Here is a 21,443-nt window from a genome sequence, read left to right on the forward strand (position 1 = left end):
TTTTAAGAGGTCTTTGGCGGGGGTCCTATGCACAATCATCTATCCCTTAAAACCCATATCTTTCAAGAAATGCCTTCGTGAGTGATCCATTTTGTATATCTGGTGCATATAGTTCCCTGACGCTTTTCTTTACAAGAACAACATAAAACGGCTGCTCTATTGTGTTGTGTATTGAAGTATCTCTTCGAAAAGCATATTGATAGTATGTCCTACTTAGGGTTTCGTATTCTCTATCGAGAGTTATGTCTGCTACAACTGAAATTTCTCTGTCCTTAATATTCTCAGCCAATTCAAACGTTACACAGTTCATACAGCTCAAATCAGAAAAATAAAATAAAATGATTGTATCTTTCTGGTGATTAATGCCATATGCTGAGAGATCATGCTGACCTCGTCGTATTGTTTCTATAACTCTTAAGTTGAAATTAAGTTGTTCAATTAAATGCTCTCTGTGTTTTAATAGCGCAGCTATCTTTTTATTTTCTTTATAAAGATAGTGCGAGTTAAATAGACAAACAATTGATACCGCAATTGCGACTATGATGAACATTGTATTTTGGATTTTCTTCATAAGTTCAACCTGTAAATATTTAGTTAAATTTAATAATCACAGGATTGTCATTTGGCGTCGTATTTTCAAAAATTTCGATTAGACAATTATTATTTGATTGAAATTCCTCCCAACCTTTTGATGAAACTCTCTTTTGAATGGTATTTACGAAATTATGAATTTCATATGGATAGATCGCAGCTATTAAGTAATTCTCATAAACCAATAATGGAGAGGCTTTTAATAATGAAAAATAATCTCCCCCTCTCAACAACCGGAGTTTATTGCTCTTGATATGGAAAATGTAACTTTCTTCCATACCTTGATTATCTGAACTAAAAAATATGGAGTCTTCGGTAATGATTAGGTTTGAGAATTGTCTAAATGGATTTTTCTCAGAATATTCAAAAAATTTATCCATAGAAGTATTCATATATACATCAAGATGCTGATGAGTATCTGATACTTCTTTTTCCTTCAGCAGGATAAAAGGTTTTACTGACTGCGAATCAGAAATATGATAAATTGTATCGCAAAAAACAGGTTGATAAAATAATTGATCTTCATACTGGATAAAAACGTCTGAAGAATATCCCCACTCGAGGTTGCTTCGTCGTGTATAAGGGAAGTGTTTACTGATGACTTTACATTCTTTCGTTGTAATATGAATGTTAAAATCTTTTTTCATGCTGGAAGAAAAGTTTGAAAAGAAAACCAAACAATTATCAAAAGTTCCAATATTATAGGCTATGAAAGGGAGCTTAAATCTGTTTTTTTGTTTTCCGTCCAAGCCATATTCATAAACCACAGACTTATGGATTCCTGCAACAACAAGCGCAAAAATTGATTTTGTCTGTTCAGAAATACAAAAATCATTTAGCTGTATATATTCATTTGGTCCATTCCCGACATCATGAATCTTCGATATAAACCGACCTGCTTCATCAAAAACAAACAGTGCTTTTTGTTTTTTGTCGAGTATAATTGGTTTTTGATCACAGAATGTTATTTTATCAATTCCATTAATAACACAATCAGGATCATTTCCCAAGTAGATGAAATGGTTATCATCATCCATTTTAACAGAAGGGTATTCTTCTACCTTCAGGTTTTCAAGAATAATAGATGTTCTGACTTCTTTCCCAAGGATATTAGGATTCTTTTCATTGCTACATGAGGTAAGCAAGATGATTATAAGAAAAGGCAGGCAATATTGATATATTTGATTTTTCATATTCCAACATTAAAAAACTGTTCAAGAGAGAAGCTTTGCAAAGTACTTCTCTCTTAAGATTAATTAATTTTAGTTATTCGCCAAAGGATCGGGAGAATCTTGGGGACAAAGAATATCTTGAGTGCAAACTCCGGGACTAGTTGCATCACATAGGATTGCGCAGGAGGTACATGAATGACGAGTCCAAACTATTGATGCGGCTATGACCTTTCCGTTTGCATCAACGCTAAATGTCACGGTTTTCCATACACATTTTGGAATTGGGTTAGATTTGTATCCTGTGAATGTACCCGTTCCTGTATCTGTTCCGGTTCCGGTATCAGTTCCGGTTCCGGTTGTTTGGGCCACTAATTCATTGCCTGTTAAAAAGTACGGGCTGTCCAGTGTGAACTTGACATTCAGAATTAGTGCCGTAAAAAAGATTCCTGCAGCCAGGTATCTCAATCCTTTTTCTAATTTTGTCTTCATAATTTTTAAAAATTTGATTCAGGGTCATGAACGTTTGATATTTACGGTTAAGCTCATGTTCCCTGAGGTTTAGGGTGTGACCGGTTTTGCCCGGTTGCACCTTTTCTTTAATTTTACTGTTATCGTGCATAAGGCGGCACGCCCGCCGCTTTTAATTGCCTTACAATTAAACAGCAGGTTCTTGCAGGGTATTAAGTCATGGTTCAATCCTCCTTTCTTTTTAGTAGTTATTGTTTCGGTTTCTTTACTTTGCTGGTTTTCCGTGGCGTCGTTCTCCGGCGGATTATTCACGATGGTATCCTGGGCTTTTTTTCGTTTTTCAATAGCCTCTTCAATATTTTGTCTTAATGTTTCGGTATTCTTCCATTCAGTGGTCCGAATAAACGATTGTGCAGAAAAAGCAAGGATGACAATGCCCGCAATAGGAACGATGATTTTACGCTGATTCCGGTACTTTTGATATGAATAATCAACCAGCCAAACGCTCACCAATGCCAGCCCAATTACACTGAGATACATATACCTGTCAGCAGTGATTGTTGCCCGGGGCATCGGAAGCATATGCAAGGCTAATAACAGGTTAATCAGAAAAAAAGCAATCCCAAACAAAGGAAGCGTATTTGGCTTTCTCCGTATTCCCTGGACAAAAAGTAAAACAATGGCCGCCAGTAAAGGATATATCCAGAAACTTGCAGGCAATCCCTGGCCAACAGGCATCGGGTAAAAATACCAGTAGTAGAGTTTTACAGGGGCTATGAACCGAAAAATATACTGAACCAGGCTGTGGGCTCCAAAAATGATCCGCTGGTAAAAGGGGTAAGCGCCATCTGTTTCAATATTTCCCAGGTTATTTTGAAAAGAAAAATACCACATACCTCCCGCCACAAAAAAGAAAGGAATTTTATTGAAAACTTCCTCCCTTGAAATAAAATTCTTATCCAATCGAAGGGCTTTATATCTACCCATCACCCAATCGATCAGGACGAGGTTCAAGGGGAGCAGGATAGCTTGTTCCTTGGAGCCGAAGGCCAGCAGGTAGCAGATGAATGTCGCTCTATACCAGCTTCCCTTTTCCGAATTTAGATATCGAAGATAACACCCTATTCCGGCCAAACAGAAAAAACCATACAGAAGTACCTTTGAAGCGCTGATCCAGGCAACAGACTCTACCTGAAGCGGATGAACAGCAAACAACATCGCTACAATCGACGCATATCGTTCAATCCGTTCAGCTTTCCACCCGGTTTTTACCTGCTTAAGAACAGTTCGTAGAATTGCATAAACCAAAAGCACATTGGCTATATGAACAATCAGACAGGCCGCATGAAAGGCCCCCGCATTTAATCCAAATAAAGAATAGATTAACGAATAAAAAAGCGTGTTAACGGGAGAGTATTGTCCATGGTAAAAATTTAAAAAATGAAATTTCATGCTATACCATGAGAAATCCATCACAAAAGGTTGTTCGAGCAGCATCCACTGATCATCCCATTTATACTGAAAATCATTAAAAAAAGCAGGCGAAAAAACAATTATTGCAAATACAGACAACAACAAGTATCTATATAAATTCAATTTATTTAAGTTCTTGAAGAAATGGACAATCATGGCATGTTTAAATAGGTCTTATTCGGTTTATCAAGTTGCTCTGCCTGTTCCTTCAACAGTTTATCATGCCATCAAGTCAAGCCACCTAATAATTTATTTCATTAAATTTATTATTATTATTTAATCGGCGCAAGGTATTGTTAAACATACAGGGGGGGGGTGATTTATTGTTTAATTACCTCATGCAGAGCCGATAACAGTTTATCTAAATTGCCGGAATGTTAATTTCTGTTTTAGAACATACCTTTGAATGGCTTATCCGGATTGAGCTTGAACAATCAATAAAATAAGCTCGTTCCTCCATTTCCCAGTCAGATCTAATTTCGGATATCCTGCTTTAGTGCTTTAAACAAGACCCGGAACACACCCGTATTTAAGTCATTTTTATTAACTCTGCCCTTAGTGATTCCCGGAAATTAAGAATCCTTCTTTTTCATTGTATAAGGAAATGACTATGGATGCTGTTCTTTATAATCATTATGTTGATATATTGAAGATATTAATTGAGGTTCAAGTGGTTCCACTTTGCATCAGCTTCTTGGACGCCGCCACCATTTTTTTTAATCTCCAGACCATCCCTCCATTTATTGAGATGGTACAACCTGATATTGATTTAATTACAAATTGGGGTTTACTTTAAATCAAAGTAAACTAAGATCGGGTTGTCCGTTATTTTAGGGTGATTTATTTCCGGGATAATAACCTGATTTTCTATACTATTAAAAATCTCAGGAGATAAAACTCCAATTAAACTTTTTGATGTCGAAAAAGTTGGATAAAATGGCAAATTATCATAGAGACTGTTTTGAAATCATTGTCAAAATTTGTTAAGCATCAATCTTATCATTGATAATTGGACAAAGGCTGCACTTGTTTCGGTCAACCTTTCATAGTCTTTCGAGGTCCGTCGTTGAAATGAAATCCAGGCAAATGTTCTTTCAACAATCCATCTTTTAGGCAGGATTTTGAATTTGTGGGCTTCATTTCTTTTGACAATTTCGAGGGCCCAACCAAATTTTATCCTGGCTGTCTCTATTAATTCCCCCCGATAACCGCCATCGGCAAATATTTTTACGATCCCTTTTATGTATTTATTTTTAAGGATTTTAAATACAAGTTCTGCGGCCTTGCTGTCATGTGGCGTTGCTGAATGGACTACAATGGCCAGTAGTAAGCCAAGGGTATCAACAACAATGTGCCTTTTTCTGCCCTTAATCTTTTTGCCGCCATCATACCCAATCTCGTCTTGACAAACATTGACTGTTTTAACGGATTGACTGTCAATTATGCCAACAGATGGAACAGGGTTTCTGCCTTTTTGCACCCTGACCTTTTCGACAAGATAATCATGCAATTCCTCCAAAAGCCCGTTTAACTTCCACTTTCTGAAGTAATAATAAACTGTCTGCCATGGCGCAAAGTCGTTGGGGAGCATCCGCCATTGGCAACCGGATTTGGTTATGTACAAAATTGCATTCACAATTGATCGTAAACTATGTTTTCTTTTTCGCTCTTGTTCAAACAAATCTTTTATAACTTGCCACTGGTTATCGGTTAAATCACTTGGGTAAATTTTCATCGTACACTAATTTGTCGTTATTTTAGTGCAAAGAAAATCTAACCTGATATAGTTAGCTGATAACCAATTTTTTAATTATAAACACCTTGGTGTTAATTGCGCTATAATATTTTTTAAATTTAAAATCAAAACAGTCTCTAAGTCAAAATCTTTTTTCACAGTACCCCAGATGATCTTTCTTGTTTTTTTATCATAAACGCAATATAGCCGTTTAATTGGTTCGCCTGTTTTGAAGAAATCAAGGACTGGATTCTATCGATGCGATAAAAACAAAAAAAAGCAGTAAATCAACGACTTACTGCTTCTTGATGCCTTTTGGCATTTGCTTTCGTGGGCGGTGAGGGATTCGAACCCCCGACCCTCTGGGTGTAAACCAGATGCTCTGAACCAGCTGAGCTAACCGCCCGATTTTTTTTACTGAACGCGCCCTACTTCCGTGAAAGGCGTTGCAAATATATATCCTTTTTTCTTCCTTCCAAAAGAAAAATTAAAATTTTCCGAAAAAATAATCGGCCACAACAAACGTACTGCCACCTACAAATACGACATCATTTTGACCGGCATTCCGGATCGCTTCATTCACAGCCTCTTTAACCGGCAAGATCACTCTCCCGGATAAACCGGTAGCCTCCGCCTTTGCTTTCAACAAGTCGGCATCAAGCGCACGCGGGATATCTGCCTGGGTAAAATAATATGCCGCTTCCCGAGGCAGCAGCTTCAGAACGCCATCGATATCCTTATCGTTAACCATACCCAAAACCAGGTGAAGTTTCTTCCAGTCCATATTTTGCAGTTGCTCAACAACCATCTTTATTCCGGCTTCATTGTGCCCTGTATCGCAAATGACCAGCGGCTGATAAGCAGCAATCTCCCAACGACCACGGAGACCGGTATTTTTCCTGACCTGTCTGAGTCCTTCGTAAACAGCTTCCCTGTTGATCTTCCACCCGTTCTGCTGAAGGACCTCAATGGCTTTCAGCACTCCGGCTACATTTTTACGCTGATAACTTCCTAACAAATCGGTCTTCAAATCCGGGAAAACAGGCTCACCGTTCTTAGTAAAATTAAAAACCTGCAAACCCTCCGGCAACAAGGCCGCATCATGAGTCACGTATTCCCGGTCGGCAAAAAAGAGCGGACTACCCGTCATTTCCGCTTTCTGCCCGAATACAAAATGGCAAGCCTCGTCCCACTCCGACACCACCACCGGTATGCGTGGTTTAATAATCCCCGCCTTTTCGGCCGCAATTAACGGAATCGTTTCACCCAGAAGCGCTGTATGGTCAAAACTGATATTGGTAATCACCGAAAGTTCGGGCGTAATAATATTTGTTGAATCCAGGCGCCCGCCCAGGCCAACTTCGATAACAGCCACATCCACTTCCCGGTTTTTGAAATGCTCAAAAGCCATCGCCGCCGTCAGTTCAAAAAATGAAGGTTCCAGCCCCAGGCTTTCATTTTTCTTCCAAAACGATTCAACAAAAGCCACCACCTCATCTTCAGTAATCAGTTCACCGTTTACCCGGATACGTTCCCTGAAATCAACCAAATGAGGCGAAGTATACAAGCCGGTTTTGTAGCCGGCCTCCTGTAAAACCGATGCCAGCATGTGCGAAACAGATCCCTTACCGTTTGTCCCGGCCACATGAATTGTTTTAAACCGGCGATGCGGATGACCGTACATGTCATCCAGGGCCAGCGTATTTTCCAGCGTGTTTTTATACGCCGCGGCCCCGGTACGCTGGAACATGGGCAACTGGCTGTACATAATATCCAAAATTTCCTTGTACTTTTTCATTATCATTCAATCAGTTATACTAAACAACCAATATTGTCAATAAAACACTAACATCTTTTAACAACAAATCCGGCCCGAAGTCTCCTTTTTTTTCTACATTTAAAAAAGTCTAAATACTAGAATTATGGCAGGCCAGAAACTTACTAAAATTTTCGTGTTGGATACAAATGTGATCCTGCACGATCATACCTGTATTTACCAGTTCAAAGATAATGATATCGTCATTCCGTTGACCGTACTGGAAGAACTTGACAAGTTTAAAAAAGGAAATGATCCGATTAACTTTCAGGCGCGCGAATTTGTCAGGATTTTGGACAACATTGTTGGTGAAAAACTATTTAACGGCGGAATAAAGTTAGCGCCTGAACTGGGGAAACTGATTATTGCAACCGGGAAACCGTTTTCGGAAACAATGAAACAGTCATTCAAGGAAGACATTCCCGACCATCGTATCCTGGCAATTGCAGAATACATTACGACCGAAAACACCAAAAGACCGACCATTCTGGTTACCAAAGACATTAACCTTCGCATGAAAGCCAAATCGCTTGGCATTATGGCCGAAGACTATCAAAATGACAAAATCAAAGATCCGTTGGTATTCGAGAAATCGATCACTGAATTGGAAAACTTCAAAGATCAGCTGATCGATGTGCTTTACAATGAAGGTTCGTTCCCTGTTGCTGAAGCCGGGCTTGAAACGGCGCCCATTGCCAACGAATTTTTCATCCTGAAAGGAAATAAATCGAGTGTATTAGGTCGGTACGATAGTCCAAGCCAGCGGATCGTCCGCGTAGAAAAAAAAGTAGCTTACGGGATAAAACCCCGCAATGCCGAACAAACCTTCAGCCTGAACTCACTGCTGAACCCGGATGTAAAACTGGTATCGCTCACCGGGAAAGCCGGCACCGGGAAAACCTTGCTGGCCCTGGCTGCCGCTCTCGAACAACATAAACTGTACGAACAAATATTACTGGCCAGGCCGATTGTCGCCCTGAGTAACCGCGATTTGGGTTACCTGCCAGGCGATGCCACCGAAAAAATCAGCCCGTACATGCACCCTTTGTTCGACAACCTGTCGGTAATCAAACATGCCTTCAACCCCCGCAGCCAGGAATATCAAAAGATTGAAGAATTACTGAAGGAAGAACGGCTGATCATCACACCGCTTGCCTACATCCGCGGCCGAAGCTTATCCAACTCATTCTTTATCGTGGATGAAGCCCAGAACCTTACGCCGCACGAGATAAAAACCATTATTACCCGGGCGGGAGAGGGAACCAAAATGGTGTTTACCGGCGACTTACAACAAATTGACTCGCCTTACCTCGATATGAAATCGAACGGGCTGGCCTATATGACCGACAAAATGCGCAAGCAGGAACTATTCTCACACGTGAACCTGATTAAAGGCGAACGCAGCTACCTGGCCGAACTGGCCAGTGACCTTTTATAGTCAACCCTCCTTGTCAATCATATTCAAGGACTTCAGCCTCAGCAAGCTGAAGTCCTTTCTTTTTTGGCCGGGTATTTTTGCTATTTTTGCACCGCCAAATGAAAGAGAAACAACAGATGGATTACAAAGGCAAGAAAGCGGCATTTTTCACCTTGGGCTGCAAACTCAATTTTTCAGAAACATCAACCATTGCCCGCCATTTCGAGGTCATGGGCTTCGACCGTGTCGACTTTAAAGAGCAAGCCGATGTTTACGTCGTCAACTCGTGCTCGGTAACAGCCGAAAGCGACAAAAAAAGCCGCAACATCATCCGGCAGGCGGTACGCCGCAACCCGGAAGCCGTGGTGGTAGTCACCGGTTGTTACGCGCAATTACAAGCCGAAACCATTAAAGCCATTAAAGGGGTTGATTATATTTTAGGAACCAATGCCAGGTTTCGCATGACCGACTTTATGAACGGTCTGCAAAAACGCAACGAAACCTTTGTGTTGCTGCAATCGCAACAAAACAATAAAGACTTTTTTCACGCAGTATCCTGGGGCGACCGTACCCGCAGTTTTCTGAAGGTACAGGATGGCTGCGATTATTTTTGCAGCTATTGCACCATTCCGTTTGCCCGCGGCCGAAGCCGTAACGATAAAATCAGCAACACGGTAGCCGAAGCCCGGGAAACCGTGTCGCAGGGAATTAAAGAAATCATCCTGACCGGCGTAAACATCGGCGATTTCGGGAAAAGCACCAACGAGAAATTTATCGACCTGCTGCATGAACTGGATGAAGTGGACGGGCTGGAGCGTATCCGGATTTCATCGGTTGAACCAAACCTGCTGACCGATGAAATCATCGAATTTGCAGCAAATTCAAAACGAATCGCCCCTCATTTTCACCTTCCGCTTCAATCCGGATCAAACGAGGTCCTCAAACTCATGCAGCGGAAATACAACCGGGAACTGTTTGCCGAACGTGTCGCCAAAATCAAGTCGGTTATGCCCCATGCCTTTATTGGCGTTGATATCATTACCGGAACAAACGGCGAAACGGAAGATCTTTTTCTCGACAGCTACAATTTTGTCAAAAACCTGGATGTTTCTCAACTACACGCTTTTCCCTACTCCGAACGTCCGGGAACAAAGGCACTGGAAATCAAACCCGTTATTCCGGTCGATGAACGGAAACGCCGCACGCATCAGCTCATCATGCTTTCAGAAAAAAAACTACGCGCCTTTTATGAACAGAACAGCGGCGCCGTCTATCCGGTTTTATTTGAAGACGAATCAGATAACGGGCGGCTGAAAGGATTCACTGAAAATTACATCCGGGTAGAAACGGATTATCAGCCCGAACTGGTTAATCAGGTCAGACTGGTAAAACTGTTGGAAATAAATAACAGCGGAAATTTTGAAGTGGTTCTGATATAAGCGAACTTCGCTGTTTCACGAGAAATACCTTTAACCTGACACGCATATCTTGATACAACAAACTATGGATTTACAAAATATTTGCAAGCAGATCGGGGAACTGGCACAGAAAGCCGGTCAGTTTATCCGCGAAGAACGGTCGAAAATTACCAACGAAGACATCGAACTCAAGGGAAAAGCCAGCCTGGTGACCTATGTCGACAAAACAGCCGAACGTTTAATTGTCGACGAACTACGCCGGCTGTTGCCCGAAGCCGGGTACATTACCGAAGAAGGGACCGCCGGCGAACGGGGTGAAAAATACAAGTGGGTGATCGATCCGCTGGATGGCACCACCAACTTTATTCATGGCATTTTCCCTCATTCCGTCTCCATCGGCTTATTGGAAGATAACCATCCGGTAGCCGGGGTTGTTTACGAGGTGGGACAGGACGAGCTCTTCTCCGCCTGGCAAGGCGGCGGCGCCTGGCTCAACGGTCGGCCCATTTCCGTATCCGCCTCAGCCAAACACGAAGAGGTATTGCTGGCCACCGGTTTTCCGTATTATGATTTCGACATGCTGCAAAATTACCTTCGCCTGCTCGAATTCTTCATGATCGAAACCAGGGGAATGCGCCGGATGGGATCGGCTGCCGTTGATCTGGCTTACGTGGCCTGCGGCCGGTTCGACGGTTTTTTCGAACATGCCCTTCACCCCTGGGACGTGGCGGCCGGCATCATCATCCTGCAAGAAGCAGGGGGCCGCTTAAGTGATTTTAAAGGCGGAGACAATTACCTGTTCGGAAACGAAATTGTGGCTGCGAATGCCAATTATTTCGACAAATTCTACTCAATTGTAAATAAACATCTCGGAAAAATTAATCCTTAAATGACGCATTGTCTAGTAACAAGATATCTTTAACTTTACGAAAAATGTTGCATTAAATGATAACTAAAGTAGAGGCTGCAAATTATCGGTGTTTAAAAAGAGTTTCTCAGTGTCTTTCTCCGTTTCAAATCCTTGTAGGTCCAAATGCAAGTGGAAAAACAACTTTTCTGGATGTAATAACGTTTATTTCTGACATCGTGAACAATGGACTGGATGAAGCAATAACAGTTCGGTCTCAGAATTTTAACGACTTGACTTGGTCAGGAAACGGTGGAGATATTGAATTAGCTATTGAGTGTTGCATCCCTTCCCGGGTTGGTAGTCAAATGGGAGAAAATAAAGAAAAAAGATATTTACGCTACGAACTGAAAATTGGATTATCTGATGCAAATGAACACTCGATAAAGGGAGAAAGGCTGCTAATATTTGAAGCTATTGAAACAAATAATCATCAAGTTAGAACACTTTTCCCAGAATTGAATTTCTCAGGTGAAAATATCCTGAATAAAAAATTTACTTCCGGCGTATCTAAACTAATTATAAAAAAGAACCCCTCAGGAAATGATAACTTCTACCCGGAACCTTACTCTAAAAGTAGTGGCGGATGGCTTCCAAGTTTTAAATTGGGATACAAGAAATCGAGTCTGGCAAATCTTCCTGCTGATGAAAGCAAATTTCCCGCATCTGCTTGGTTGAAAGAATACCTCAACACGAATATTCAGAAATTAGTTTTGAATAGTCAGAGAATCAGGGAGGCCAGTCGTCCTGGTCAAGGGAAAAACTTTTTACCCGATGGCTCCAACCTGCCGTGGGTAATCGAAGATTTAAAAATCAAGTATCCCTCTTCATTTGAAGACTGGCTAAAACATGTCAGAACGGCTTTACCAGATATAGAAGAAATAAACGTTCACGAATTCCCAGACACCAAATTCAAATATTTAAAAATTAAACACTACAATGGGATTGAAGTCCCAAGTTGGACAGCTTCAGATGGGACACTAAGGTTACTTGCACTCACTTTAATTGCATATCTTCCGGAATTTAATGGTATTTTTTTGATTGAAGAACCTGAAAATGGAGTTCATCCAAAAGTCATGGAAACAGTTTTTCAGTCCTTATCTTCAGTGTATGACGCACAAATATTATTAGCAACCCATTCTCCGGTGATTCTTGGAATTGCTGACATAAAAGATATTTTATGTTTTGCAAAAACAAAGGAGGGCATTACTGATATTGTTTCAGGAGACCAACATCCTCAGTTATCAGACTGGCAAAAAGACACCAGCCTCAGTATATTATTCGCTAGTGGAGTTTTAGGATGAAAAATGTCGACATTATTATATTGGTAGCAGACCTGAATATAAAAGAGTGTATTCATGGGTTATTGCAGAGATTGCCCGCTGTTTTAGGAGTCAATTCTTTTTCATATGAGATTTTTGTACATCCTAACAGAGATCCAGGATGCCGACTGTATGCAGCTTCTTATTTAAGAGGTTTTCAGAACAGATACAAATATGCCTTGGTTGTTTTTGACAGAGATGGAAGTGGGAGAGAATTTTCATCAAGACTTGAAATTGAAACAGAACTTGAAAAGGATTTGATAAATTCGGGATGGGGTAACCGGGCAAAAGCCATCGTGATTGAACCGGAACTCGAAAATTGGATTTGGGTAAAATCACAAAGACTTGCACAAATTATTAACTGGAGTGATATTGACAAATTATATGACTGGCTAAAGTCAAATAACTTTGTACTGAATGAAAGCAATAAGCCCAGTTCGCCAAAAGAAGCATTTGAAAAAGCATTATATATTTCAAAAAAGAAAAGGTCATCTTCAATATATGCTGAAATAGCCTCACAAGTATCATTTAAACACTGTACTGATCAATCGTTTAATAAACTGATTGACTGCATCAAAATTTGGTTTTCAAATAAATATGAAACATGAAGCATTATGCCCGACAAAGAAATTGCCTTACTCCATAAACAAATCGAAAAGTTATACGAAAAAAGTTTCGATCTGGGCGCCTGGAAAAACCAGACCTTGTTGTTTCTGAACCGTATTTTTGGCGCCAGCCATGCCATCGTGAAAATGATTTCAAACCTGAAGTATGATTACTCCAGCTGGAACCTGCGCGATGCCACCGGTAACGAAAAACTGGATGATCCGGTAAAAATGCAGGCCCGTGAAATTCTGGAAGCCGCCGTGCAGGAACTTGAAACCTTAGGCCTTCCGGAACAAGGAGCCTCATCCAATACGGCTTGGGCCATCCTGGAAGAAGAGCTGACCGGCAAACAGTTAAGAGAACTAAAGGAAATTGCAGCCGAAAAAGACGAAGACAAGCTACGACAATTCGCAGAAAAATTAAACCATTTCGATAAAGGACAACTGGTCAACCTGCTTTCGCGCATATTGATTTCCTGACTATCTTTGCCCGGATGAAACCACCAAAAGTCGCGATTGTTATTCTAAACTGGAACGGAGAAAAACTGCTTCCCCAATTTTTGCCGTCAGTTATTGAGTACAGCCGGCAAGACGATGTTGAACTGATTGTTGCCGACAATCATTCATCCGACGGTTCGATTCAAGTACTTAAAGATCAGTTTCCTCAGGTAAAAATACTTCCGCTCGAAACGAATTATGGCTTTGCCCGAGGCTACAACGAGGCGTTAAAACAAATACAGGCCCGCTATTATATCGTCCTGAATTCGGATGTGGAAGTGAGTCCAAACTGGATCGACCCCCTGGTTCGGGCGATGGACGACGATCCGACCGTGGCTGCCGTTCAACCTAAAATTTTAAGCTGGCATCAGAAAGATACGTTCGAATATGCAGGTGCAGCCGGCGGTTTCATCGACAAACTGGGCTTTCCGTTTTGCCGGGGCCGTATCCTGGATGTACTCGAAAAGGATGAAGGCCAGTACGACCAGCAGATCAGTATTTTTTGGGCCAGCGGAGCCTGCCTGGCCATCCGGGCCGATTTATTTCACGAGGCCGGTGGGTTCGACGCCGACTTCTGGGCACACATGGAAGAAATTGACTTGTGCTGGCGGCTGAAAAACAGGGGCTATAAAATTCTTTTCGTTCCTGAAAGCAAAGTGTTCCACCTGGGCGGAGGCAGCCTTTCGTATAATAACCCCCGCAAACTCTTCCTGAATTTCAGGAACAGCCTTTGGCTGTTGTATAAAAACGTACCCCGCCGTAAGTTTTGGAAAGTGATGCTCACGCGGATGTTTCTCGACGGCATCGCCGCCTTGCGCCTGCTGGCCGAAGGAAATGTGAAAGGTTTTGCCAGCGTTTTTAAGGCACATCTGGCTTATTACCGGGAGTTGCCCGTTCTCAGACAAAAAAGAAGAGAGCTCCGGGAAATGTCGGCACAGGAATGGCACGTTGAGATCCTCTGCAAAAGCATCATCTGGAAATATTACCTCAAAGGCGAGAAAACCTTCCGCGAACTGAGCTGATCTGTTTTTCTCAGATTTTGAGTTTCGGGCCAGTCGTTGTATCTTGGGTAAAATTCAAGCCGATGAAACGAGGATTAATCAATGCCTATTATATCCGTTCAACCGAAAGAAAAGCGGTAAAACTCGCTCCTGATCAGGTACCCGATATTCAACAGGAAGCAGATTACATCTGGCTTCAACTGAATTTTTCGGCCTCCGAAACACGGTCAATCCTGGAAAAAATGGAAATAAACGAGCTGACCATCAACGCGCTGACCAAAGAAGAATCGCGTCCGCGCGTAGCCATTACTCCCGAAGAATTACTGCTCGTGGTACGCGGCATAAACATGAACAAGGGCGAAAAACCGGAAAATATGATCTCGGCCCGGATCCTGGCCACAAAAAACCTGCTGATTACCTGTCAAAAGAAAAAACTCAAATCGGTTGATGACCTGATCGCCGAACTCGAGCAGGGTAATCCGCCTAAAACGACCGGCGATTTTATTGTCCGTTTGAATGAACGGCTGGTGGTAAATATGAGCGATGTGATGGAAGATATCGAAGAACTTGCCATTGAAATTGAAGAACGCGTGATTGCAGAAGAGCAGACCGACTACAAACAGGAATTACACAACCTGCGGTTGCAGATCATTCAGCTTAAACGCTTTTTAATTCCGCAGCGCGATGCCCTGAGCAAGTTGCAACTGGATAAGACCAACTGGATGACCACCAAACAGCAATTACGTCTGCGCGAAGTCGGCGACCACCTGCTGCGTTATCTCGAAATGCTGGACGCCTCGCGCGAACTGGCCTCGGTAAGTCAGGAAACCCTCTCCCACCGTCAGAATGAGCAGATTAATAACCGGATGTACATCTTGTCGATCATTGCCGCCTTGTTTTTACCCCTCAGTTTTTTCACCGGCCTGCTGGGTGTCAACCTGGCGGGAATCCCCCAGGCAGAAAACCATTACGCTTTTGCTGCTTTCGTGATTATCCTGCTTTGTATTGTTGCCTTTCAGTTTTGGTTCTTCCGAAAAAACAGGTGGTTATAAAAAAAGACCCCGCCTGGGAGGCGAGGTCGGTGAACCAACTAAACTAAACTAAACCAATGATGTAACAAACAACGAAACTTATTCTTCAATCCTTACGAAATATCAATCATCCGTGAGGCATTTCCCTTTAATTCTTCACGTTTGGGGAGAACAATCTTCAATACCCCGTTTTTGTGCGATGCATTGATCTTGGTCACATCCACGCCGTCGGGAATACGGAATGAACGGCTGAACGAAGAGTAATTAAACTCGCAGAACACGACTTTGTTTCCGTCTTTTTCTTCTTTTTCTTCTTTCTTTTCAGACGAAACAGTCAGTACATGGTCTTTTAAATCAATGTGGAAATCTTTTTTATCAAGCCCCGGAGCGGCCACTTCAATTTCAAAATTGTCTTTTCCTTCAAAAACATTGACACCTGGATTTGAGCCCCAGCCCGTTTTGTCAAAAAATTCATTCCACAAATTCCGTCCAAAGAATTCATCAAATAAACTTGGAACATTCTTGTTGTTTCTGATTAATGGTAACATGGCTAATCCTCCTTATTCTTTCGTTAAACATGTTTTTTATTGTTTCCGGCTGATCATGATCAAAGAGCAAGCCAGAGTAATTTCCGGCCAAATCAGACCGTTTATTGTTCAGTTACATTGCCAAAATGTCGCTGAAAAAGTCATTTTTTCAGTCCTTAAACTGTTTATAATGAAATATTTTCAGTTTTTATCCCAATTTAATTGCCGAACCGGTTTTGATATATTCGTTTTTTTTACCTTACCTTTGCTCCTGATTTTACGCAATGGGGTGTCCTAAAAAATCGGACTGAGATCATACCCAATGAACCTGATCCGGGTAATGCCGGCGGAGGGAGGGCGAAAGGAAAAATGTTTCCTACCTCATTGGTTATTTATTAACCAAATTTTCAAGACAAAATGAAAAAGATTGTTGTAATGCTGCTTTTGCAGTGTATTGTTGCTGCCTCATTTGCCCAATTTTCGGTTTCGGGGATGGTGAAAAATGAGGAAGGGGGAATTTTACCCGGCGCCACCGTTACGCTAAACGGAACTTACCGGGGAACGATTACCAACGAAAAGGGCCGGTTTACATTCGACAAACTGAAGGCCGGGGATTATGAATTGCAGGTTTCTTTTATCGGTTACGAAAAGAGAACCATTCCGGTACAATTAAACCATGCGGTCGATTTACAGATTCAGCTGAGCCGTTCGAGCATCTTAACCGAAGAAGTACTGGTATCGGCCACACGTGCCGGCGACAAAACGCCTGTTGCCAAAACTACGGTCGACCGCCAGGCCATCGAAAGCAGAAACATGGGCCAGGACATTCCTTACCTGCTCACCATGAGTCCGTCGTTTGTAGCCACATCGGATGCCGGCGCCGGGGTGGGATACACGAATTTCCGAATCCGAGGTACCCACTTAAACCGGATCAATGTGACCATCAATGGCATTCCGATGAACGATGCCGAATCGCACGGCACCTGGTTTGTGGATATCCCCGACCTGGCCGGTTCAATCGAAAACATCCAGATCCAGCGCGGCGTGGGCACTTCGACCAACGGGGCGGCCGCTTTCGGGGCAACCATCAACCTGCAAACCGCAGGCCTGAACAAAGACGCTTATGCCGCCTACAGCAGTTCGGCAGGTTCGTTTAACACCTTCCGAAACTCGGTTAGCGCCGGGACCGGCTTAATAAGTGACCATTTTACCGTTGATGTGCGCTTATCGAAAGTATCTTCCGATGGTTTTATCGACCGGGCCTCATCTGATCTGAAGTCATTTTTCGCTTCAGCCGGTTATTATTCCGGTAACACCATGCTCAAACTCAATGTATTTTCCGGTTTTGAAGAGACCTACCAGGCCTGGTGGGGCGTTCCCTCTGTCCGCCTGAAGAATGACCTGGAAGGAATGCAACGTTACGAAGATCATTGGTTATATACTCCAAAACAAACAGAGGAAATGATCAATTCAAACAGCCGGACCTATAACTACTACACCTACGAAAACGAAGTAGACCATTACCAGCAGGACCATTACCAAATGCTGTTTTCGCACAAGTTCAACCAGGCGCTGAACCTCAATGCCGCCTTGCACTACACTTACGGACGCGGTTACTACGAGGGTTATAAATACGATGAAGCATACGAAGACTACCAAATGACCGCTCCCGAAGGAACGGAAACCACCGACCTGGTAACGCGCAAATGGCTGGATAATGATTTTTACGGGGCAACACTGTCACTGAATTACCATGTGAACCAATCATCGTTCACCTTTGGCGGAGGCTATAACGTGTACGACGGCCGGCATTTCGGGCAGGTGATCTGGGCGCAGTACATGGGCCAAAACGAGAAAGACCACGAATGGTACCGCGGCACGGGCCTGAAAAAAGATTTTAACGTCTTTGGAAAATACAACTTACAGCTGACTGAGACGCTTAATTTGTTTGCCGACCTGCAATACCGCCACATCAATTACGAGATTGACGGTATTGACGACGACCTGCGCGACCTGACCCAATCGCACCAATTCAACTTCTTCAACCCCAAGTTCGGTTTATTTTACCGCCCAAACAGTTCGCAGGAAGCTTACCTGAGTTTTGCCCGCGCCAACCGTGAGCCCAACCGGAGCAACTTTGTGGATGTAGATGAAGGCGACCCAACACCCAAATACGAAACATTGAATGATTTCGAAGCAGGCTACACCTGGAAAACATCGCGTTTCCTGTTAGGGGCAAACCTGTATTACATGGATTACAAGGATCAGCTGGTTCAAACCGGGGAAGTAAACGATGTTGGCACCCCGCTTTTGGTGAATGTGGACGACAGCTACCGGGCCGGGATTGAACTGACCGGCGGGCTGAAGATTTCCGCCAAATTAAACTGGGATGCGAATGTGACCCTCAGCCAAAACAAGGTTAAAAATTTTACTGAATATGTTGACAACTGGGACACCTGGGAACAGGAGGCCTTTGAACTTGGAAAAACCGACCTGTCATTCTCACCCAACGTGATCGTTAACAGCCAGCTCAGTTACAAACCGGCAGCCGCGCTAAACGTCAGCCTGCTTTCAAACTACGTGAGCGATCAGTACATCGACAACACCTCGGGCAACGACCGCAAGCTCGACGCCTGGTTTGTCAACAACCTGAAAGTGGATTATTCAATTAAAGGTATGTTGTTTAAAGAGATCAAATTGCACCTGATGGTGAATAACCTCTTTGATACCCGATACGAAAGTAATGCCTGGGTTTATTCTTACATTTTCGGCGACAACCGTTATAAAATGGATGGATATTTCCCGCAGGCCGGAAGACATTTCTTTGCCGGAATTGATTTCAAGTTTTAAGTTTAAGCGTAAACCCCCGGAGCATCTGTTCCGGGGGATACGTTAGATACATTCGATAAAATTAGATCCCATTCTGAGGTCGATCAAGGAAGTGGCATCGCTACCTTATCGCTTCGACTTACCTACGACTTATCTACGACTTACCTACGACTTACCTGTGACTTACCTGCAATTGCCGGCGACGTTTATAAACCGGCCGGCTTTGTTTTAAAAATAAAAGGGATTCATGGATTTAAGCCGGATTGTTCCCCGGCTAATACACCTGCCCGCAAAGCCGGAATATTCATTAAGCTGACAGCTTACAACCTGGCTGCGAGCTCCTCTCCCATCAGACTGATAGACAGGCTATCATCAGGCTGATAGGCAATCTATCACCAGGCTGATGGACCTCCTATCATTAGGCTGATAGGCAATCTATCACCAGGCTGATGGACCTCCTATCATTAGGCTGGTGAATCGTTCTTCATTCCGGCCATAATTGGTCATGACAGGCTGTGGCAGAATCAACCCGCCACAGCCTGTTTCTGTACAGTTTCTTATCCCGCGACAGGTCGCGGAAACAGCAAGCGTTTAAAGCGAGGCATAATTGGGTTTTGTTTAATATTGTTATTAAAGCCAGGCTGCATTTGACCCCTGTTTATTTTAAGTTTATGTTTCCTGGTTTCTTTTCAAAGGAAATAAGTTTGAACAGGTTAATAAAAATAATGCAGCTTATAATTATTGATTTCGCATGAATAATTATCGTCACAATCAGGATTTTACTATTTTCGTTATCCCTTTCTATCAAATAAAAAATGGGAACACAAGAAAAATCGTTGCGGAACACGCACCACGGGCACGCGATCAAACGGGATCCGCCACACCCTGGGAATCAAGCAGGATGCATCAGCCATTGACCTCGGGATCAGCCAGGCCCAAATCTCTGCTTATGAGCAGAAGAAAGTGATTGAAAATGATATGATTGAGAAGTTTACCAAAGCCTTAAATGTGGTTCCTGAATTCATAAAAGAATTGGAAGAAGATCCGGTAAGCGTGATTATCGAGAATAATACATTTGAAAAAGGCAATAATAATGTTGGTTATGTGGCTGATAATACCATAACCAATAATCCGATCGAACAAATTCTGGAATTAAGCAAGGAAAAGCAAGCCTTTTACGGCTGCGCTCTATTACCCTATGCAGTATAAAGGATGCAAAATGTTAGCAGTCTGTTTACTGAGCCTGATTTATAAGGGAACGAAAGCTACACATAAAACAGAAAATAACAATTTATCAGATAGCTTTGGCTGAGATACAACAACGTTAAGGCACATAAAACCAAACAGAAAAAGTATGATACAAACTGAACTATATTTTGATTTTAGAATAATTAATCGCGAAGATTATTCTGAGCAGATTAAATTTTTTGAGAAATATAGAGATTTTATCAAAAACCCATACGGATTTGATGAAATTAAATCTCGTCAAGAGTTCATTAGGAGAATCTTTATATTATACTCGTGTGGAATAGCTTATTCAAGAACGCATGAAAATGTAAAATCAATAGAATTATTTGATATAGTAATTGAAAAAATTAAGACGAAAAAGGATGACTTCAATATTGATTTGAATAAGGAACACTATTATATCGACTCCTTATTTGAGAAAGGAAAAGCACAATACAATCTAAAGAATTACTCTGATTCTGAGAAGACGTTTAAAGTAATCATGGATACAGGATTTGCGAACTATTTACATTCAAATTGGTATTCTTATTCTCGTAACGCTCGATTGTTTCTGAATTTAAATAATTGGATTTTATATTTGGTGTTATTTTTAATGATATTTCCTGACATTGCATTATCATTATCCCCTTCAACATCTTTTCGTTTAAGTATATTCAGTTCTATTCTTATCATAATTTACCTTTTAAATCCTTCAGGACGATTATCGGATTTTATTACTAAAAACAATGTTGAAAAATTTAATATAAATCTGGAGAATAGGACTGATTCAATTGAATATTATACAAAAAAGATAAATCAAAATCCTAATGATTACGTCTCATTGGTTGAAAGAGGGATATCATATAATCTGAAAGATGATTTTGAAAATTCACTAAAAGACTTGAATGCAGCTTTAGAACTAGATAGTAATAATTCCGATGCTCTTTATTATCGAGCCATTGCATTGTCAAGACTTGATAAGGTTAAAGAGGCGATTGAAGATTTGAATAGATTAATAGACCTAAATGAATCTGATAAAGCTGAACTATTTAATAACAGGGGTTATTCGTATATGTTGCTTAAAGATTATGAGGCCGCACTTAAGGATTATAATAAAGCGATAGAATTGGAGCCACATTATGCCTCATATAGATTTAATAGAGCATATTTATATCAAGATAATGGAAAAAATAAGGAGGCAATTGATGATTATAATTTAGTAATCGAACTTGAACCTGAGAACTATATTGCTATTACAAATAGAGGTGAAGCACATTATGCTATAGGAGACAAGAAAAAAGCATTAGCCGATTTTAAGAAAGGAAAAGAATTTGATTATAAAGAAGCAATTGATAATTTAGAAAAACTTGACTTTGAATAAATTACGTGCCCTAATAAATAGGAAT

Annotated in this window: 18 protein-coding genes, 1 tRNA gene and 1 riboswitch; of the genes, 11 read left to right on the forward strand and 8 right to left on the reverse strand. The window is 41.7% G+C overall.

Annotated elements, in window-relative coordinates; translation table 11 throughout:
- Positions 1-46: 46 nt before the first annotated feature.
- From ACOIT5_RS01970 to ACOIT5_RS02000, 7 genes are all read right to left on the reverse strand, one after another.
- A complete protein-coding gene (locus ACOIT5_RS01970; RefSeq protein WP_423128791.1) occupies positions 47-571 on the reverse strand; it encodes a hypothetical protein in 525 nt (174 codons plus the stop codon).
- 19 nt (positions 572-590) lie between these two features.
- Positions 591-1,784 carry a 6-bladed beta-propeller gene (locus tag ACOIT5_RS01975; RefSeq protein ID WP_423128792.1) on the reverse strand — a complete coding sequence of 398 codons (1,194 nt, stop codon included), beginning with the start codon at positions 1,782-1,784 and terminating at the stop codon, positions 591-593.
- A gap of 69 nt (positions 1,785-1,853) precedes the next feature.
- The gene (locus ACOIT5_RS01980) at positions 1,854-2,252 is read right to left on the reverse strand and encodes a hypothetical protein (RefSeq protein WP_423128793.1); all 399 of its coding nucleotides are present in this window, start codon (positions 2,250-2,252) and stop codon (positions 1,854-1,856) included.
- Positions 2,253-2,321: 69 nt separating this feature from the next.
- The gene (locus tag ACOIT5_RS01985; RefSeq protein ID WP_423128794.1) at positions 2,322-3,827 is read right to left on the reverse strand and encodes an ArnT family glycosyltransferase; all 1,506 of its coding nucleotides are present in this window, start codon (positions 3,825-3,827) and stop codon (positions 2,322-2,324) included.
- An 850-nt stretch (positions 3,828-4,677) separates the two neighbouring features.
- On the reverse strand, positions 4,678-5,439 hold the full coding sequence (locus tag ACOIT5_RS01990) for an IS5 family transposase (RefSeq protein ID WP_423128629.1): 762 nt from the start codon (positions 5,437-5,439) through the stop codon (positions 4,678-4,680).
- Between the two features lie 331 nt (positions 5,440-5,770).
- Positions 5,771-5,845 (reverse strand) — tRNA-Val (locus ACOIT5_RS01995).
- An 81-nt stretch (positions 5,846-5,926) separates the two neighbouring features.
- The gene (locus tag ACOIT5_RS02000) at positions 5,927-7,237 is read right to left on the reverse strand and encodes a bifunctional folylpolyglutamate synthase/dihydrofolate synthase (protein ID WP_423128795.1); all 1,311 of its coding nucleotides are present in this window, start codon (positions 7,235-7,237) and stop codon (positions 5,927-5,929) included.
- A 124-nt stretch (positions 7,238-7,361) separates the two neighbouring features.
- Between ACOIT5_RS02000 and ACOIT5_RS02005 the strand changes: the two genes are divergently transcribed.
- The 8 genes from ACOIT5_RS02005 (at position 7,362) to ACOIT5_RS02040 (ending at position 15,475) form a co-directional block, all read left to right on the forward strand.
- Positions 7,362-8,693: a PhoH family protein gene (locus ACOIT5_RS02005; protein ID WP_423128796.1), complete on the forward strand. Its 1,332-nt coding sequence runs from the start codon at positions 7,362-7,364 to the stop codon at positions 8,691-8,693.
- Positions 8,694-8,791: 98 nt separating this feature from the next.
- Positions 8,792-10,111 (forward strand): tRNA (N(6)-L-threonylcarbamoyladenosine(37)-C(2))-methylthiotransferase MtaB, encoded by a 1,320-nt coding sequence (mtaB, locus tag ACOIT5_RS02010; RefSeq protein ID WP_423128797.1) that lies wholly within the window; start codon positions 8,792-8,794, stop codon positions 10,109-10,111.
- A 64-nt stretch (positions 10,112-10,175) separates the two neighbouring features.
- Positions 10,176-10,979 (forward strand): inositol monophosphatase family protein, encoded by an 804-nt coding sequence (locus tag ACOIT5_RS02015; protein WP_423128798.1) that lies wholly within the window; start codon positions 10,176-10,178, stop codon positions 10,977-10,979.
- Positions 10,980-11,035: 56 nt separating this feature from the next.
- Positions 11,036-12,301: a methylation-associated defense system AAA family ATPase MAD3 gene (gene mads3, locus ACOIT5_RS02020; protein WP_423128799.1), complete on the forward strand. Its 1,266-nt coding sequence runs from the start codon at positions 11,036-11,038 to the stop codon at positions 12,299-12,301.
- The gene (mads4, locus tag ACOIT5_RS02025) at positions 12,298-12,927 is read left to right on the forward strand and encodes a methylation-associated defense system protein MAD4 (RefSeq protein ID WP_423128800.1); all 630 of its coding nucleotides are present in this window, start codon (positions 12,298-12,300) and stop codon (positions 12,925-12,927) included. Before mads3 ends, mads4 begins: the two co-directional genes overlap by 4 nt.
- A gap of 6 nt (positions 12,928-12,933) precedes the next feature.
- Positions 12,934-13,404 carry a hypothetical protein gene (locus tag ACOIT5_RS02030; protein ID WP_423128801.1) on the forward strand — a complete coding sequence of 157 codons (471 nt, stop codon included), beginning with the start codon at positions 12,934-12,936 and terminating at the stop codon, positions 13,402-13,404.
- A 14-nt stretch (positions 13,405-13,418) separates the two neighbouring features.
- Positions 13,419-14,444, forward strand: a complete 1,026-nt coding sequence (locus tag ACOIT5_RS02035) for a glycosyltransferase family 2 protein (protein ID WP_423128802.1) — start codon at positions 13,419-13,421, stop codon at positions 14,442-14,444.
- Between the two features lie 62 nt (positions 14,445-14,506).
- Positions 14,507-15,475 (forward strand): zinc transporter ZntB, encoded by a 969-nt coding sequence (locus ACOIT5_RS02040; protein WP_423128803.1) that lies wholly within the window; start codon positions 14,507-14,509, stop codon positions 15,473-15,475.
- Positions 15,476-15,567: 92 nt separating this feature from the next.
- Here ACOIT5_RS02040 and ACOIT5_RS02045 read toward each other — a convergent pair whose 3' ends face one another.
- Positions 15,568-16,002, reverse strand: a complete 435-nt coding sequence (locus ACOIT5_RS02045) for an Hsp20/alpha crystallin family protein (RefSeq protein WP_423128804.1) — start codon at positions 16,000-16,002, stop codon at positions 15,568-15,570.
- A gap of 254 nt (positions 16,003-16,256) precedes the next feature.
- Positions 16,257-16,353, forward strand: a riboswitch (TPP riboswitch).
- Positions 16,354-16,398: 45 nt separating this feature from the next.
- Between ACOIT5_RS02045 and ACOIT5_RS02050 the strand changes: the two genes are divergently transcribed.
- The 3 genes from ACOIT5_RS02050 to ACOIT5_RS02060 all read left to right on the forward strand — a co-directional run bounded on the left by ACOIT5_RS02050 (position 16,399) and on the right by ACOIT5_RS02060 (position 21,418).
- Entirely contained in the window at positions 16,399-18,831 is a 2,433-nt protein-coding gene (locus ACOIT5_RS02050; RefSeq protein ID WP_423128805.1) for a TonB-dependent receptor, read from the forward strand.
- Between the two features lie 957 nt (positions 18,832-19,788).
- Positions 19,789-20,019 (forward strand): hypothetical protein, encoded by a 231-nt coding sequence (locus ACOIT5_RS02055; protein WP_423128806.1) that lies wholly within the window; start codon positions 19,789-19,791, stop codon positions 20,017-20,019.
- 145 nt (positions 20,020-20,164) lie between these two features.
- On the forward strand, positions 20,165-21,418 hold the full coding sequence (locus ACOIT5_RS02060; RefSeq protein WP_423128807.1) for a tetratricopeptide repeat protein: 1,254 nt from the start codon (positions 20,165-20,167) through the stop codon (positions 21,416-21,418).
- Positions 21,419-21,443: the final 25 nt, after the last annotated feature.

Source organism: Gaoshiqia hydrogeniformans (assembly GCF_049347105.1).
In the GTDB taxonomy this organism is placed as follows: Bacteria; Bacteroidota; Bacteroidia; order Bacteroidales; family Prolixibacteraceae; genus Gaoshiqia; species Gaoshiqia hydrogeniformans.